Origin of the sequence: Arthrobacter sp. efr-133-R2A-120, from assembly GCF_030209835.1 — a bacterium.
Taxonomy (GTDB): Bacteria; Actinomycetota; Actinomycetes; order Actinomycetales; family Micrococcaceae; genus Arthrobacter.
Genome location: NZ_JARVRF010000046.1, coordinates 1 through 15,635, shown reverse-complemented (window position 1 = coordinate 15,635; position 15,635 = coordinate 1). Strand labels below are relative to the sequence as shown.

12 protein-coding genes and 1 pseudogene are annotated in these 15,635 nt (G+C 64.5%); 8 read left to right on the top strand and 5 right to left on the bottom strand.

Annotation, left to right across the window (positions count from 1 at the left end):
- Nucleotides 1-177 precede the first annotated feature (177 nt).
- Both QRN52_RS18900 and QRN52_RS18895 read left to right on the top strand, forming a co-directional pair.
- The gene (locus QRN52_RS18900) at nt 178-1,260 is read left to right on the top strand and encodes an ABC transporter ATP-binding protein (protein WP_059388327.1); all 1,083 of its coding nucleotides are present in this window, start codon (nt 178-180) and stop codon (nt 1,258-1,260) included.
- Nucleotides 1,261-1,468: 208 nt separating this feature from the next.
- The gene (locus tag QRN52_RS18895) at nt 1,469-2,878 is read left to right on the top strand and encodes a DUF4032 domain-containing protein (protein ID WP_284754969.1); all 1,410 of its coding nucleotides are present in this window, start codon (nt 1,469-1,471) and stop codon (nt 2,876-2,878) included.
- A gap of 9 nt (nt 2,879-2,887) precedes the next feature.
- Here QRN52_RS18895 and QRN52_RS18890 read toward each other — a convergent pair whose 3' ends face one another.
- A complete protein-coding gene (locus tag QRN52_RS18890) occupies nt 2,888-3,559 on the bottom strand; it encodes a GntR family transcriptional regulator (RefSeq protein WP_284754968.1) in 672 nt (223 codons plus the stop codon).
- A gap of 173 nt (nt 3,560-3,732) precedes the next feature.
- Here QRN52_RS18890 and QRN52_RS18885 point away from each other — a divergent pair, with 173 nt between their 5' ends.
- The 6 genes from QRN52_RS18885 to QRN52_RS18860 all read left to right on the top strand — a co-directional run bounded on the left by QRN52_RS18885 (nt 3,733) and on the right by QRN52_RS18860 (nt 10,993).
- The gene (locus QRN52_RS18885) at nt 3,733-4,776 is read left to right on the top strand and encodes an ABC transporter permease (protein ID WP_284754966.1); all 1,044 of its coding nucleotides are present in this window, start codon (nt 3,733-3,735) and stop codon (nt 4,774-4,776) included.
- A 42-nt stretch (nt 4,777-4,818) separates the two neighbouring features.
- A complete protein-coding gene (locus QRN52_RS18880; protein WP_284754965.1) occupies nt 4,819-6,543 on the top strand; it encodes an ABC transporter substrate-binding protein in 1,725 nt (574 codons plus the stop codon).
- A gap of 99 nt (nt 6,544-6,642) precedes the next feature.
- A complete protein-coding gene (locus tag QRN52_RS18875; RefSeq protein ID WP_284754963.1) occupies nt 6,643-7,644 on the top strand; it encodes an ABC transporter permease in 1,002 nt (333 codons plus the stop codon).
- Nucleotides 7,641-8,708, top strand: a complete 1,068-nt coding sequence (locus QRN52_RS18870; RefSeq protein ID WP_284754961.1) for an ABC transporter ATP-binding protein — start codon at nt 7,641-7,643, stop codon at nt 8,706-8,708. Before QRN52_RS18875 ends, QRN52_RS18870 begins: the two co-directional genes overlap by 4 nt.
- 8 nt (nt 8,709-8,716) lie before the next feature.
- Nucleotides 8,717-9,739, top strand: coding sequence for an ABC transporter ATP-binding protein (locus QRN52_RS18865; RefSeq protein ID WP_284754958.1), 1,023 nt, complete (start codon nt 8,717-8,719; stop codon nt 9,737-9,739).
- Nucleotides 9,740-9,763: 24 nt separating this feature from the next.
- The gene (locus QRN52_RS18860) at nt 9,764-10,993 is read left to right on the top strand and encodes an amidohydrolase family protein (RefSeq protein WP_284754956.1); all 1,230 of its coding nucleotides are present in this window, start codon (nt 9,764-9,766) and stop codon (nt 10,991-10,993) included.
- A 58-nt stretch (nt 10,994-11,051) separates the two neighbouring features.
- Here the strand turns inward: QRN52_RS18860 and QRN52_RS18855 are convergent, their stop codons facing one another.
- The 4 genes and pseudogenes from QRN52_RS18855 to QRN52_RS18840 form a co-directional block, all read right to left on the bottom strand.
- On the bottom strand, nt 11,052-12,362 hold the full coding sequence (locus QRN52_RS18855; RefSeq protein ID WP_284754955.1) for an MFS transporter: 1,311 nt from the start codon (nt 12,360-12,362) through the stop codon (nt 11,052-11,054).
- Between the two features lie 132 nt (nt 12,363-12,494).
- The gene (locus QRN52_RS18850) at nt 12,495-13,913 is read right to left on the bottom strand and encodes an FAD-binding oxidoreductase (RefSeq protein WP_284755019.1); all 1,419 of its coding nucleotides are present in this window, start codon (nt 13,911-13,913) and stop codon (nt 12,495-12,497) included.
- Between the two features lie 54 nt (nt 13,914-13,967).
- Nucleotides 13,968-14,333 (bottom strand): annotated as a pseudogene (locus QRN52_RS18845) (GNAT family N-acetyltransferase); the annotation flags it as partial.
- Nucleotides 14,334-14,406: 73 nt separating this feature from the next.
- Nucleotides 14,407-14,901, bottom strand: a complete 495-nt coding sequence (locus QRN52_RS18840; RefSeq protein ID WP_284754954.1) for an SRPBCC family protein — start codon at nt 14,899-14,901, stop codon at nt 14,407-14,409.
- Nucleotides 14,902-15,635: the final 734 nt, after the last annotated feature.

Below are 15,635 nucleotides of genomic sequence, written 5' to 3'. Positions count from 1 at the left end.
CGAATAACCCGGGCTGCTGCCATACTCTTGGTTGTGATGTGACGCACAACAACCGTGCGGTGTCACTCAGTCTCCCTTGCCCGGGCCCAGCCCGGGGCAGGGAGTCCAACTGAATAAACATGAACCATTCACAACGGATCGTCCGGCACGTACCTGCCGGTGAAGGGATTGATAACTGTGGCAACAGTTACTTTTGATAACGCTACGCGTCTGTACCCGGGCACAGATAAGCCCGCCGTCGATAAGCTCAACATCGACATCGCCGATGGCGAATTCCTGGTCCTCGTTGGACCCTCCGGTTGCGGTAAGTCCACCTCCCTGCGCATGCTCGCGGGCCTCGAGGATGTGAACTCCGGCCGCATTCTGATCGGCGACCGCGACGTCACGGACGTCCCGCCGAAGGACCGCGACATCGCAATGGTCTTCCAGAACTACGCCCTGTACCCGCACATGACGGTTGCGGACAACATGGGCTTCGCACTCAAGATCGCCGGCGTCTCCAAGGAAGAGCGCGCCGAGCGTGTCCGCGAAGCAGCCAAGCTTCTTGACCTCGAGCAGTACCTGGACCGCAAGCCGAAGGCACTCTCCGGTGGCCAGCGTCAGCGCGTTGCCATGGGCCGCGCAATCGTCCGCAACCCGCAGGTCTTCCTCATGGATGAGCCCCTTTCCAACTTGGACGCCAAGCTCCGTGTCCAGACGCGTACGCAAATCGCGTCCCTGACCCGGCGCCTCGGCGTCACCACGGTCTACGTGACCCACGACCAGGTCGAGGCCATGACCATGGGTGACCGCGTTGCCGTTCTCAAGGATGGCCTGCTGCAGCAGGTAGACACCCCGCGCAACCTTTACGACCGCCCGAAGAACGTCTTCGTTGCCGGCTTCATCGGCTCCCCCGCCATGAACCTGCTCGAACTGCCGGTCGTCGACGGCGGTGTCCAGTTCGGTGGCACGGTTTACCCGGTACCGCACGATGTCCTCGAAGAGGCACACGGCAAGACCGTGACGCTCGGTTCCCGTCCGGAAGACCTCGAAACCGTCGGCGCCGGTGAAGGTCTCGAAGTTGAGGTTGACGTCGTCGAAGAACTCGGCGCTGACGCCTACGTCTACGGCCACACCACGCTTGACGGCAAGAGCCACGACATCGTGGCCCGCGTCGACGGCCGCCGCCCCCCGATGAAGGGCGAGTCCATCTTCGTTCGTCCGCAGTCGGGCCACGTGCACTTGTTCGACACCAAGTCGGGCCTGCGCCTGGGCGACTAGTCCCCACCGGCACCCTAACCTCGCTCCGCTTCGGTCAGGGAACCCTGCCGGCGTGGGCCCACTCACCAGCCCCCTAACCTCGCTCCGCTTCGGTCAGGGAACCCTGCCGGCGTGGGCCGAGCACTACCGCATTACCGACGGCGGCCCTTCCGAGTGGACGGGCCGCCGTCGTCGTTAACAGCAGCCTCCATACGGAAGAATTGACCCCATGACCGAGCAAAGCGGTGCCAAGTGGCATGACGAACCCACCGACTACGCGCAGATCGGCAAACTCCCGCGCACCGAGGCTGCCAGCGCCAATGACACGGCACCTCCGGCGGGGGTCATCGGATCCCTCAACATCACTGCCGCATCAGCGGATCCCGAGCTCCTGGACCTGCCGTGGCACATCGCTCTCGAGGACTGGCCTGCGGCGAACCTGGCCGCCCTGCCCCGCGGCATTTCCCGGCACATCGTGCGTTTCGCGCACCTGGGCGGCTCCGTCATCGCCATCAAGGAAACGTCCGAACACGTTGCCCGGCACGAGTACCACATGCTCCGCAAGCTGGCACGGATGGATGTGCCGTGCGTCGAGCCGGTTGCAGTCATCACCGGCCGCACCACCGTTGACGGCAAGCCGCTGAACCCCGTCCTGGTCACCCGGCACCTCAAGTTCTCCATGCCGTACCGTGCGCTCTTCTCCCAAATGCTGCGCAGGGACACCCTCACAAGGCTTATCGATGCCCAAGCGCTGCTGCTGGTGCGCCTGCACCTGATCGGCTTCTATTGGGGCGACGTTTCCTTGTCCAACACCTTGTTCCGGCGTGACGCCGGCGCGTTCGCCGCGTACCTCGTGGACGCGGAAACCGGCGAGCTGTACCCCGATCTGTCGGTGGGCCAGCGCGAGTACGATCTGGAGATTGCCCGCGTCAACATCGCCGGTGAGCTCATGGACCTGCTCGAAGGCGGCCTGATCGAGGAAAAGGTGGACCCGGTGGCGACGTCGGAGCTCATCATGGACTCGTACCGCCGGCTATGGGCCGAACTCACTGAAAAGGAATCGTTCGAGCTCGGCGAACGCTGGCGCGTGGGCGCGCGCATCCGCCGCCTCAACGAACTCGGCTTCGACGTCGAGGAATACGCCATCAAGACCACCGCGGACGGATCCACTATCCAGCTTCAGCCCAAGGTGGTCGACGCCGGCCACCACCAGCGGCGGTTGCTTCGCCTCACGGGCCTGGATGCCCAGGAGAACCAGGCCCGCCGGCTGCTCAATGACATGGATTCATTCCGGGCGGACAACAACCCGGACATGGACGAAGAAATCAGTGCCCATACCTGGGTCAGCCAGATCTTCGAGCCCATCGTCCGATCCATCCCGCGCGACCTCGCAGGCAAGCTTGAGCCGGCGGAAGTGGTCCACGAAGTCCTCGAACACCGCTGGTACATGAGCCAGAAGCAGGACAGCCACATCCCCTTGGCGGAAGCCGTGCAGTCCTACCTGGACACCATCCTGCGCCACCGGCGTGACGAGGCTGCCATCATGCTCAACCCGGACACTGCGATGCTCAAGATCCTGGAAGCTGAAACCGAGGAATCCCGGTACGACGAGGACGAATACCCGGATTCTGACGACTAACGCGGGGGTTCAGGGCTCCAGCGTCTCCGCGAGTCCCTTAAGCACGGGTTCGCGCCCGAGCTCGATGTGGGAGTACGCCAGGGTGTAGGCGAGCTCGGCCTTGCCGCCCAGGATGGCGTTGCACAGTTCCATGTGCTCGTCGCGCTGGAGTTCGTTGCTGCGGTTGTGGGCGAGCCCGAAGATCCAGCGCATGCGTCCAAACAACGGCTTGACCGACTCGATGAGCAGCCGGTTGCCGGACAGCCGCACGATTTCGGCGTGGAACGCCGCACTGAGGCGTACGACGTCGTCGGTGCGGTCGTCGTCGATCGCTTGCCTCGTGTCGTCGAGGAGTTCCTTCAAACGGAGGCCGGGCTCTCCCGCCGCGACGCGGACGGCCGCCATGCGGGCCGCGAACGTTTCCAGGCAAAGCCGCACGTCGAAGAGTTCGTTGACGTCGGTGAGCGTCAATTGGCGCACCACGGCGCCCCGGCGGGGGAAGGTTTCAACGAAGCCGTCCTGCTCAAGGCGTTGGATGGCCTCCCGCACGGGGATTCGTGAAACGTTGTAGAGCTCGGAGAGCTCCCGCTCGCGCAGCCGCGCGCCCTGCTCGTATCTCCCCGCCACGATTCCCTCAAGGACCAGCTGGTAGACCTGTTCGGCCCGGGCTTCGTCGTCGCGGCCTGTCAACGTTTCGGGCATCGGCTTCGGCCACCCTTCCCTTCCCCATCGTCTTGCGTTCCACCCGAGCATACACGGGCGGAAACTCAGCTGTTTGGTATTCCAGATAGTGCGATATTTGTGATTTACATCCCATCGAACCTGCTCTAGTCTATTTTTGGTATACAAAAAGTCCGGAGCCTACTCCTTGGATCATGAATCGAGCACCCCCGTTGACCCAGCTACAGTCCACCGTCGAACCAACTGCTGCGAGTCCATCCCCCAGTCCGTCCCCGAATAGATCCACCGCCGAGGCGCGGTCGCTTCTGGCCACGGCCTGGTTGCGGATCCGCCGGAGCAAGATTGCCTTGTTGAGCCTCTGCGTGGTGGTGGCGATCATGTTGTTCGCCATCCTCGGCCCGCTGCTCAGTGCCGTGTCTGGAAACGATCCCTTCACGTCCAACACCAGCCCCGATGTCCTGGACGACCTCCAGACTCCCGGGTTGCCGCTCCCCGGATACATGTACCCCTCGGCCAGCCACTGGCTGGGCGTGGAACCCGGACTGGGCCGTGACCTGTTTGCCCGCCTCGCCTATGGTGGCCAGGTATCCCTCACCATTGCCCTGCTGTCCACTGCGGTCTCGGTGGTCCTGGGAACCGTGATCGGTGCGGCCGCGGGCTACTTCGGCGGCAAGACGGACGCGATCATCAGCCGGATCATGGATCTCTTCCTCGCCTTTCCGCACCTCTTGCTGGTCCTTTCGCTGACGCCGATCCTGCAGTCACGGCTGCGGGACACCCCGCTGGGTCAAGGAAGCTTCCTCCCCATGGCTTCGCTCGTGATCATCCTGGGCTTCTTCGGCTGGGCATACCTCGCCCGAATCGTCCGCGGCCAAGTGCTCAGCCTCCGCGAGCGCGAGTTCGTCGAGGCCGCGCGATCGTTCGGTGCATCGCATTTGAGCGTGTTGTTCCGGCAGATCATTCCCAACGTGATGGGCGTCGTACTGGTCTACGCCACCATGCTCATCCCCACGAATATCTCCGCGGAAGCAGCACTTTCCTTCCTCGGCGTCGGCGTCAAGGACCCCACGCCGTCCTGGGGCCAGATGCTCAACGCCGCCCAATCCGGCAACTGGTACCTCAGCGATCCCTGGTTCCTGGCAGTCCCCGGCGCCATGCTCATCGTCACCGTCCTGGCGTTCAACCTCCTCGGTGACGCCGTGCGCGATGCCCTGGATCCCAAGGCATCACGCCACTAATCCCCCTTCGTATCCATTCCACCCACCCCTATGAGGAGCACAATGAACACCCCCACCAGAGCGCTGGCCCTTGCCGTGCTGATCGCCACCGCTGCCACAGGCTGCGCGGCGGGACAGAACCAGCCCGGAACTGCCGTCTCCGGCGCTTCGAGCACCGAGCAGGCTCCCGAAGTGGTCAAGCCCGGTTTCACCACCAAGGGCGGCAACATCAACGTCCTGATGTCCTCGGACTTCCAAACCCTGGACCCGGGCAACAGCAACTACGTCCAGACGGCCAACGTCGGCCAGCTGTACTACAGGAACCTCACCATGGCGAAGGAGACGGCCGGCCAGCCGCCCACCATCGTTCCCGACCTCGCCACGGACACGGGCCAGGTATCCAAAGACGGACTCACCTGGACGTTCACCCTCCAGAAGGGCCTCAAGTTCGAGGACGGCCGCCCCATCACCTCGGCAGACGTCAAGTACGGCATCGAACGCACCTTCGCCCAGGACGTTTACACCCAGGCCCCGCAAGAGCTCAACGCAGCGCTCGACGCCGGTGGCTACAAAGGGCCATACAAGGATCCTTCCGCTGACCTCAAGGCTGTTGAAACGCCCGACGAACGCACCATCGTCTTTCACTTGAAGAAGCCGTTCGCCGAATTCCCGGCTCTGGCCTCCCGTTCCAACACCTCCCCTGTCCCGAAGGACAAGGACACCAAGCTGGACTACACCAACCACCCGGTGTCTTCGGGCCCGTACATGGTCGATTCGTACAGCCGCGGAAAGTCGCTCAAACTGGTGCGCAACCCCAACTGGGATCCGGCCACCGACCCCAACCGCTCGGCACTTCCGGACACGTTCAGCTTCTCGCTCTCCACTTCGCAAGCCACCATCAGCCAGCAGTTGCTTGCCAACTCGGATCCCAATGCCCTCACTTTGGACTCCAACGGCGCACTGCAGACCTCGGATTCCGCCAAGCTCGCTGATGCCCAGGTCAAAGACCGTGTTGCTTCGGGACTACTCGGCTGCAACGACGTCCTCAGCCTCAACACCGAGAAGATCTCCGATCCCGATGTCCGCAAGGCAATCGCCCTGGCCCTGGACCGCCAGTCCATCCTGGTCCAGTACGGCGGACGTCGCTTCGGAGAACTCACCCAGACCCCGCTCAACGCCAAGATGCGCGGCTACGTAGCCCAGGACCTGGAGATCGACCCCACCGGCAAGCCCAAGCTGGAGGAAGCCAAGAAGCTCCTCGAAGGCAAGAACTACCCCAAGAGCCTCACCTATGGGTATGCCAACAACCGGGACGCCTACAAGAACACGGGCACCGTGATCCAGCAGAACCTCAAGGCCCTGGGCATCGACGTCCAGCTCGTGCCGATCCCGGCCCCGAACTACTACTCCGTGCTGGCCAGCGACCAACTGCCGGACATTGCACGGTCAGGCTGGTGTGGCGGCGCCGACCCGGCGTCAGTGCGTACGTCAGCCGATCCCATCCTCGGACCGAACAACGACGGTACGAGCTACGGCTTCTCCAACACGTCGCGCTACTTCGATCCGCAGATTTCGAAGGCCATGTTCGATCTTCGGAACACGGCCGGGACCTCGGAGGAACTCGGCAAGAAATGGTCTGAGGAGTTCGGCAAGGCACTGAAGACCTACCCGATCATCCCGCTCGTCCGCAGCCACACCAACAGTGTGGTGGGCTCCAACATCCGCAACGCCCAAGTGGGCTACTTCTTCGGCGGCATCGACCTCTCGATCGTCGGCGTCGAGCACTAACCAGGCCAAATACACAACCGGGCCTGTTCCCACCAATCAGGCCAGCCCAGAAGGGAGGCGGGCCGTCCGGTTAATACCGGGCGGCCCGCAACCAGCACAATGATCAGATTCATCTTTCGCCGGACAGGCTCCTTGATCCTGCTTCTCGTAGCCGTCAGCTTCATCACCTTCACGCTTTTCCAGCTCGGACCTGCCGATCCAGCGTCTGCCGCTTGCGGCCAGGAGTGCACTCCCGAACGCATCGCGGAAGCCCGCGTGGCCCTTGGCATGGACCACCCTTTCCTGATCCAGTACATCGACTACATGCGCGGGCTGGTCTCGCCGCGGATGATCGGTGCTCCCGGAGCCGAATCGATCTGCCAGTGGCCATGCCTCGGCAAATCGTTCCAAACCAATGAAAACGTCTCGGACATCATTGCCCGCTCCCTGCCCTACACGCTCTCAATGGCGGTCGGCGCGCTCGTGCTCTGGACCGTTTCCGGCGTCGGGCTCGGTTTGCTCGCCGCCCTTCGCAAGGGATCCGCCACGGACAAGTTCATCGTCGGCGCAGCGTCCGTTGGAGTCTCGCTGCCCATCCCCGTCACCGGCCTGTTCCTGTTGCTGGTTTTCGTCAACCAGTTGCACCTCCTGCCCTTCACGACGAACGAGATCAACAGTCCCTTCGGTCCGCAGGGTCCGGGGGCCTGGGTGCTCAACTACTTCCTGCCTTGGGTGGCCCTCGCCGTGCTTTTCAGCGCGGCCTACATCCGGGTCACCCGGACCAACATGATCGAGACCTTCAGCGAGGACTTCATCCGCACGGCCCGCGCCAAGGGCCTGGCGCCCCGAACAGTGACGTTCAAGCACGGCGTCCGGGCCGGCATCACTCCGGTCGTGACCATGCTCGGAATGGACATCGGGCTCCTCCTCGGCGGCGCGGTCCTCACGGAGCAGATCTTCTCCGTCCCGGGGCTCGGTTTCACGGCAGTCCGGGCTGCCATTTCCGGCGACCTCCCCGTCACCATGGCCATCACCATGCTGGCCGCCTTCTTCGTTATCGTCGCGAATGTCGTTGTCGACCTCGCCTACGCTGCCATCGATCCCCGAGTGAGGCTCCAATGACCCAGCTCCAGCCCAGTCCGGGCGGTCAACCGGCCACACGAACCGCGCATCAGGCCGCGGGAACCGCCGCGTTCCTGGACGTCCGCAACCTTTCGGTGAAGTTCCCTACCGACGACGGCCTTGTTTCGGCCGTCAACGGGATGGATTTCTCCTTGGAGCGCGGGCAGACCCTCGGCATCGTAGGAGAGTCCGGGTCCGGCAAGTCGGTCACCAGCCAGGCGCTCATGGGACTCCTCAAGGGGACCTCAGCCCGGGTCACCGGCCAGGCGTTGTTCCAGGGCAAGGACCTTGTGACGCTGCCCGAGTCCGGCATGCGGCAGCTTCGCGGCCGGAACATCGGCATGATCTTCCAGGATCCGCTCTCGGCCCTGCACCCCTTCTTCACCGTGGGTCATCAAATTGCCGAGGCCTACCTCGTCCACAACAAGGCGAGCAAGAAGCAAGCCCGCGCAGCCGCCGTCGACATGCTCGGAAGGGTGGGCATTCCCAGCCCAGAGCAGCGCTACGACGAATACCCGCACCATTTCTCCGGAGGCATGCGCCAACGCGCCATGATCGCCATGGCATTGATCTGCGAGCCGGAGCTGCTCATCGCGGACGAACCAACCACCGCGCTGGACGTCACCGTGCAGGCACAGATCCTTGACCTCATGTCCGAGCTCCAGCAGGAAACCAACTCGGCCCTGATCCTCATCACCCATGATCTTGGAGTGGTGGCCGAAGTGTGCGATTCCGTGCTGGTCATGTACGGCGGGCAATGCGTCGAATCGGGACCGGTGGACGAGATCTTCTACGACACGCAGCATCCCTACACCCTGGGCCTGCTCAAATCGATGCCCACGCTGAGCAGTTCCTCGGGCAGGCTCAACCCCATTCCGGGCCAGCCGCCGTCGCTCCTTGACCTTCCGAAAGGCTGCATTTTCAGCGCCCGGTGCGAGTACGCGGCCCTCGCCGGCGACGGCGTGTGCGCGGGCCAGCGCCCGGAGCTCGTGGTCGAGGACGGCCACGGCAAGCGCTGCCACCTGAGCGGCCCCCAGATCGTCACTATTCGGAATACGCGTTAGGACCCGTCATGGACACGCAGGCAATTCTCCAGGTGGAGAACCTCCAGAAACACTTCCCCATCAAAGGCGGGCTGTTCTCCCCCAAGGGATCCAAGATAGTCAAAGCGGTCGACGGCGTCTCCTTCAGTCTCGCGCGCGGCCAGACTTTGGGGCTCGTGGGTGAGTCCGGTTGCGGCAAGTCGACCACTGGACGCATGATCGCGCGGCTCATGGATCCGACCGGTGGGAGGATCCTGATCGACGGGGTGGACATCAGCCAGCTGGGCGGCCGCGATCTGTACAACTTCCGCCGCAAAGTCCAAATGATCTTCCAGGACCCCTTCGCCTCGCTCAATCCACGGCAAACCGTGGGCACGGCCATCGCGGCGCCGATGCTGGCGCAAAAGATCAACCCGGCCGGCGGCCTCAAGAACCGGGTCAAGGAACTCCTCGAACAAGTGGGCCTCAAACCCGAGCACTACAACCGTTTCCCGCACGAGTTCTCCGGCGGCCAGCGCCAGCGCGTGGGAATCGCGCGCGCCATCTCTCTGAACCCCTCCGTGATTGTGTGCGACGAACCCGTATCCGCCCTCGATGTCTCGGTGCAGGCGCAAGTGGTCAACTTGCTGCAGGAGATCCAGCGGGACACCGGAGTGGCATACATCTTCATCGCGCACGATCTTTCCGTGGTCCGGCATATCTCGCACGAGGTGGCGGTGATGTACCTCGGCAAAGTCGTCGAGCAAGGAACCCGGGAGGAATTGTTCCGGGAGCCCCGGCATCCCTATACGCAAGCTCTCTTGTCCGCCGTGCCCCTGCCGGATCCCCGGGCAGCCCGCCAGCAACAAAAGATCCGGCTCCGGGGAGATCTCCCGTCGCCGGCAAACCCACCCAGCGGCTGCGTCTTCCGCACCCGGTGTCCGTTGTTCGGCACCTTGGGCGCGGAACTGCAGCAACGCTGCATCAGCGAAATCCCCCGACCAGCCAGCGCGGCTGCCCCCGCCTGCCACCACGCAGGTCTGGAATCAGCAGCCCCCGCTGGTGTGCAATAGATCCAACATCAAAGGAGCAATACATTGAACACCCTGATTCGTGCCGTCCGCCCCTGGGGACAAGCATTGAGCGACGTCCTCATCACGGACGGCAAGATCACCGGCGTCGAACCCCATGACCCGACGCGCGCTGCGGCGACCGGCGACACCACCGTCGTCGAGGGCCGCGGCCGCCTGCTCGTGCCGTCGTTCTCGGACGTCCATGTGCACCTGGACTCCACCCGCATCGGCCTGCCGTTCCGCGAACACACAGGCGGCCCCGGCGTGTGGACCATGATGATGAACGATCGGCAGAACTGGCGCAACGCGGAGGTTCCGCTTCAGGAACGGGTCAACAACACCCTAGGCCGGATGATCGCGCGCGGCACCACGCGTGTCCGCTCCTATGCCCAGATCGACGTCGACTGCCGGCTTGAGCGTTTCGACGCCGTGATGGCCGCCAAGGAGCAGTTCAAAGGGCAGGCCGACGTCGACATCATCGCGTTCCCGCAGGCGGGCCTCCTCCTCGAGGACGGCACTGTCCCCCTCATGGACCAGGCACTCAAGGCCGGCGCAAATGTCATGGGCGGCATCGACCCGTGCAGCCTGGACCGCGACCCCGCCCGGCATCTGGACATCGTCTTCGGGCTGGCCGAAAAGTACCAGGTCCCCATTGATATCCACCTCCACGAACCCGGCGAGCTCGGCGTCTTCAGCACGGACCTGGTGATCGAGCGCACCCGCGCCTTGGGCATGCAGGGCAAGGTCACCATGTCCCACGCGTACCAGCTGGGCAGCGTCTCCGAGGCCACCACGCGCCGCCTCATCGACGAATTCGCCGAGCTGGACATCTCCATGGCGTCGGTGGCGCCGGGATCCGCCGGCGTGGCGGGCCAGCTGCCCATCCCGCTGCTCGCCGAAGCCGGCGTCCGCATGGGCTTGGGAGAGGACGGTCAGCGCGACTACTGGTCCCCTTACGGCAACACGGACATGCTCGACCGTACCTGGCAGCTCGCTTTCACCCACGGCTTCCGCAAGGACGAGCTCATCGAGCACTGCCTCGCGATCGCCACCGTAGGCGGCGCCAGCATCCTTGACCCGTCCGCCACCCGCCTGAAGGGCACGGCACACCGCCCCGGCGTCGAGGTCGGCGATCCCGCGGAACTCCTGCTGCTCGACGGCGAAACGGTCGCCTCCGCAGTCATGGACCGCAGCACCGACCGCACAGTGATCCACCGCGGCAAGGTCGTGGCAGAGCAGCTTGAGCTGGTCTGATTCCGCACAAAAAAAGTGGCCGGTCCCTCATTGAGAGACCGGCCACTTTCGTTAGGACTTAGCGCCCGACGGCGGCGGGCTCGCCAAGGTGCTCCGCCTCGACGGCTTCCACGGACACGGCGCGCCCGCGCACGGCGAGGAAACCCGCAACCGCGAGCAGCACCGCTTCGGCAGCCAGGGCCCAGAAGGGAACGTCCCAGCCGCCGGACCACTCATGCAGGAATCCCGCTCCCAAGGGTCCCAAGGAGGCCAGCGCAAAGCCCAGGCCCTGGCTCATGGCGGACAGGCTGCCGGCGCTCTGTGGTCCGGTTGAGCGGATGACAACCAACGCCATTCCCAGCCCGAAGCCGGCACTCTGGACGATCCCCAACAGGCCGACCATGAGGAACTGCAAAGCAACGGGCGCCGCCAAGACTCCTATCAAAGCCGCCGCGACAAGCAGTCCCAAGCCCGGAGCCATAAACTTCAGGACCACTCGACGCCCCGCGAGAACGGGGGCCAGCAGGCTCGCGGGCAGCCCTGCGACGCTGAACCAGGCCAAAAGCCCGGCCGCCTCCGCCACGGTCTGGCCCTTCGACACCAGGAACACCGCGAGCCACGAAGTGATCGCGAAATACAGCATGGCTTGCAGCCCGAAGAAGGCAGTCACGGCCCAGGCCGTCCGCTGCTTCCGCAGCGGAATGGTGCCGGTTTCCCCCGTTGCGCCATCCGCCGTCGTCGTCTCCTGTAAGCCAGCGCCCGACGCCGGTCCGCCGGTTCTATCGGTTCCATCGGGGCGCCCGGCCGTTTGGCCGGTCCGGTCGATCAAGGCGGCCCCTATCAAGGCGGGAACGGCCCAGACGGCCAGTGCCCAAGCGAGGCTCCCGCCGAACGCTTGCTGCAGCGGCTGGACGAGTCCCGCGCCGAGCGCCGCGCCCAGTCCGAAGCCCATGGTGCACAGCCCCGTCCACCACCCGGTACCGCGGTTGGCTCTGACGATCTGTGGCACGAGCACGCTGGCGGTCATGATGGATGCTCCTGCCAGGAGCGTTCCGGGCAGCAACAGTCCCGGCACGAGTACGCGGACGAGCAGCGCGGCGGCAAGTGCCAGAAGCGCCGCCGCCACTGCCCGTCCAGTGCCCAGGCGACGGGCCAGCCAAGGACCGCAAGGGGCCGAGACGCCAAAGGCTAGTACAGGGAGGGCGCCAAGCAGCGGCAGCAAATGCGGGGATAGTCCGAAACCTGCCTGCAGCTGCCCCATGGTGCCGGCGATCGTCGTAATGGCCGGACGGAGGTTGATGGAGACAAGCGCCAGTGCGACGAGTACCCAGGCGGTCCTCCGAGCGGCATACGCGGACGTACCGCGGCGCGGCGGACGTGCTTGCCCCATTGATTGCCTCCCTAATCCAATTTGGTATACCAAACTAGATTAGGCGCATCGGGGGGCAAAGTAAACCGGCAGAAAAATAGCGGATGAGTGTGACGTGAGATCTTTGCGATCAGATATGGAATACCAAAGGCCCTAGATAGCTTTGCCGGGATTGAAGATTACGGTGGGGTCGAAAAGCTCTTTGATGCGGTGCTGCAACTCGCGGATGGGCCTGGGCTGCTCAAGGCCGAGCCAGCGCAGCTTGTACTGCCCCACCCCATGCTCGCCGGTGATGGTTCCGCCCATCTCGAGCGCGGCATCAATGGAGTCGTCCAAGGCCTTGTTGAGGCGGGCCATGGCATCCGCGTCCACTTCCATGTCCACGCGGTCCACCCAGAAGGTGGGGTGCAAGTTGCCGTCGCCGGCATGGGCCACCACCTTGAGCTGGACATCGTGGGTGACGGCCATGGCCTCAAGCGCGGCCACATAGTCCACAAGCCGCGACCTCGGAACGGCGACGTCCTCGCCTACCCGGTATTCGTTATCCACTTCGTCGCCTCGACTCGAGCGCCGCATGTCGATGAGGCGCTCGGCTTCCGCAGTCGATTCCGCCGTCACAGTGGCGCCGCCGGCCGCAAGCACTTCCCGCACCAACGCTGCCTCGGCAGCAGCTCCGAAACCGTCTGTCTGGATCAGCAGGAGCGCCTTTCCGCGTTCTCCGAGGTCCGAGCCGTACAGTTCGTCGAGCTGGGCCAGCGTTCCGGCGTCGAGCATTTCCATGATGGCTGGCTGGACGCGTGCCTTTCCGACCGCCAGGACGCCCGCGGCGGCACCGCGGAAATCCGGATAGAAGGCCGCAACTGTCTGTACCTCGCGGGGCAGGTAGCGCAGGCGCACCGTCACGCCCACCACGATCCCCAGGGTGCCCTCGGAGCCCACGAACAGTGCCGTGAGATCGTATCCGGCCACGCCTTTGAAGGTCTGGTGGCCTGTGTGGATGAGCGAGCCGTCCGCCAGGACGACGTCGAGCGCCAGCACCGAGTCCCTGGTCACGCCATACTTGGCACAGCGCAAGCCGCCGGCGTTCGTGGCCACGTTGCCGCCGATCGTGGACATTTTGTAGCTCGCGGGGTCCGGCGCATACATCAGGCCGTGTTCAGCCGCCGCGGCGTTCAGGTCAGCGTTCACCACGCCCGGTTCGACGACGGCGGTCTCGTCGTCCGCGTTGAACTGCAGGATACGGTTCATGCGTTCAAGGCTGAGCACTATGCATCCAGGGCTGGCATGGGCGCCACCGGAAACCCCGGTACCGGCGCCGCGGGCGACGATCGGAACTCCGTGCTTGGCGCAACTGCGCACCACGTGCTGCACGTCTTCAACGGATTCGGCGAACACGACTGCCACGGGCAACTGCAAGTCCAGGACTGGTCCCAGGTCTGCCGCATAGGCGGTGCGTGTCTGTTCGTCGACGGCGACTTGCCCCGAAGAGAGGCCGGCGGCCAGCTCATCGATGAACCCGCCGGGGCTTTTGCTTTGCCGAGTCGGAGCTGCGAGTGGAATCCGGCGGGCCATGACGATCTCCAACTTGGTTCTGTCCTGCGGATACGGCCGGCTGGCACCGGTGTATTCAAATCCGTGCCGGGTGTAGAACGCCTTGGCGCGGGCGTTCTCCTCGTGGACACCCAGTTCGATCAGTCCGGCACCGAGCTCGGCGCCTGCTACGGCACAAGCCTCATCGAGCAACTGGTCAGCCAGGCCCAAGCCCCGGTGTTCGGGTGCAACGTAGACGCTGATCAGCATGGCTTGTAGAGCCTGGGAAGAATCCTGTGGCTGCTTGATGACCACGCGCATGAGCCCACTGATCCGGCTGCCGTCCGTACCGTCATCCGCTACCAGGGTGATGCTCGAGTCGCCCGACATCGTGGCTGCGCGCTCTTGCCATTGGGTGTCAGTCTGGCGACGAGCGGCCGCGAGGCTCTCCACGTAGGCCATCGGTGTGTCCGACAACATCTCCAAGCGGACGTCGCGAAGCAAACGCCAGTCAGCCGCTTGGAGCCGACGGATTCTATTCACTTGCGCCACCCATGAATCGGACATAGCGCTCAAGAACTCCAGGCCAGTCAGCCGCGTAGTCCGCACGGGTCTGCGCGGGGTGTTCGGCACCCTCCCAGCCGTCGTGCACCAAGCGAACCTCCGTGCCCCCGTCTACAGCCCGGAAGGCCAGTCGGAGTTCAGTGGACCACATTGCGGTGCTGCCCGGATACCAGCTCGCGTGGAAGGACAAGGGCGGCTGCCAATCGTCGATGGTCCCCCATATCGAGGTACGTCCGTCGTCCGCCGTCTCCAGGATCAAGTTCTCCTCGAACTCAACGTGCGAGCCCGCCCCGTAGACGCTGTGGTCCTCCATCGGCCACCAGAGATGCGGGTGATCGGTGAAGCCCATGAAGGCATGCGCCACCGGCGAAGGTACGACGACGGTGCACACTACTGGGTCCAGCTCACCGGCTTGCTCTGGCTGGGGTTCGGAGTCCGGCGTGAGGTGACTAAAGAGGCTCTCCATGTGCACCAACTTTACCGCCCAGCGATGCCCCCTACTCCGGACCCAACCCGCTCCCCCTCAAACGCCCGCTCACGTATACCGGCTCCCGGCCGGACGCCCGCTCACGTATGCCGGCTCCCGGCCGGACGCCCGCTCACTTATACCGGGTCCCGGCCCGACGCCCGCTCACCTATGGGGGGTTCCCGGCGGGACGCTCGCTCAAGGCTGCTGCCGGACGCTGCGGGTGTGGCTGCGCGCCGGTGCGGCGCGTGGGTGAGCGGGGGTTTGCCGGAAACCGGGCCATACGTGAGCGGGGGTCTGGTCATGACCGTTGATATGTGAGCGGGGGTTGGGTGACCAAAACGCTCGCTCACTTATACCGGGTCCCGGCCGGACGCTCGCTCACGTATGCCGGGTCCCGGCGGGACGCCCGCTCACATCATGCCCGCGAGCGTCGGTCGTGGAACCCACATATCTGAGCGGGGGTTTGCCGGAAACCGGGCCATACGTGAGCGGGGGTTTGCCGGAAACCGGGCCATATGTGAGCGGGGGTTTGCCGGAAACCGGGCCATATGTGAGCGGGGGTTTATCGAAACCGGGCCATACGTGAGCGGGGGTTTGGTCACGACCGTTGATATGTGAGCGGGGGTTTGTCGGAAACCGGGCCATACGTGAGCGGGGGTTTCGGGACGCCGGCTCACTGTGCGGGTGGGTTTAAATGGTTCAGGCCCCGACGTGTGTCGGGGCCTGAACGT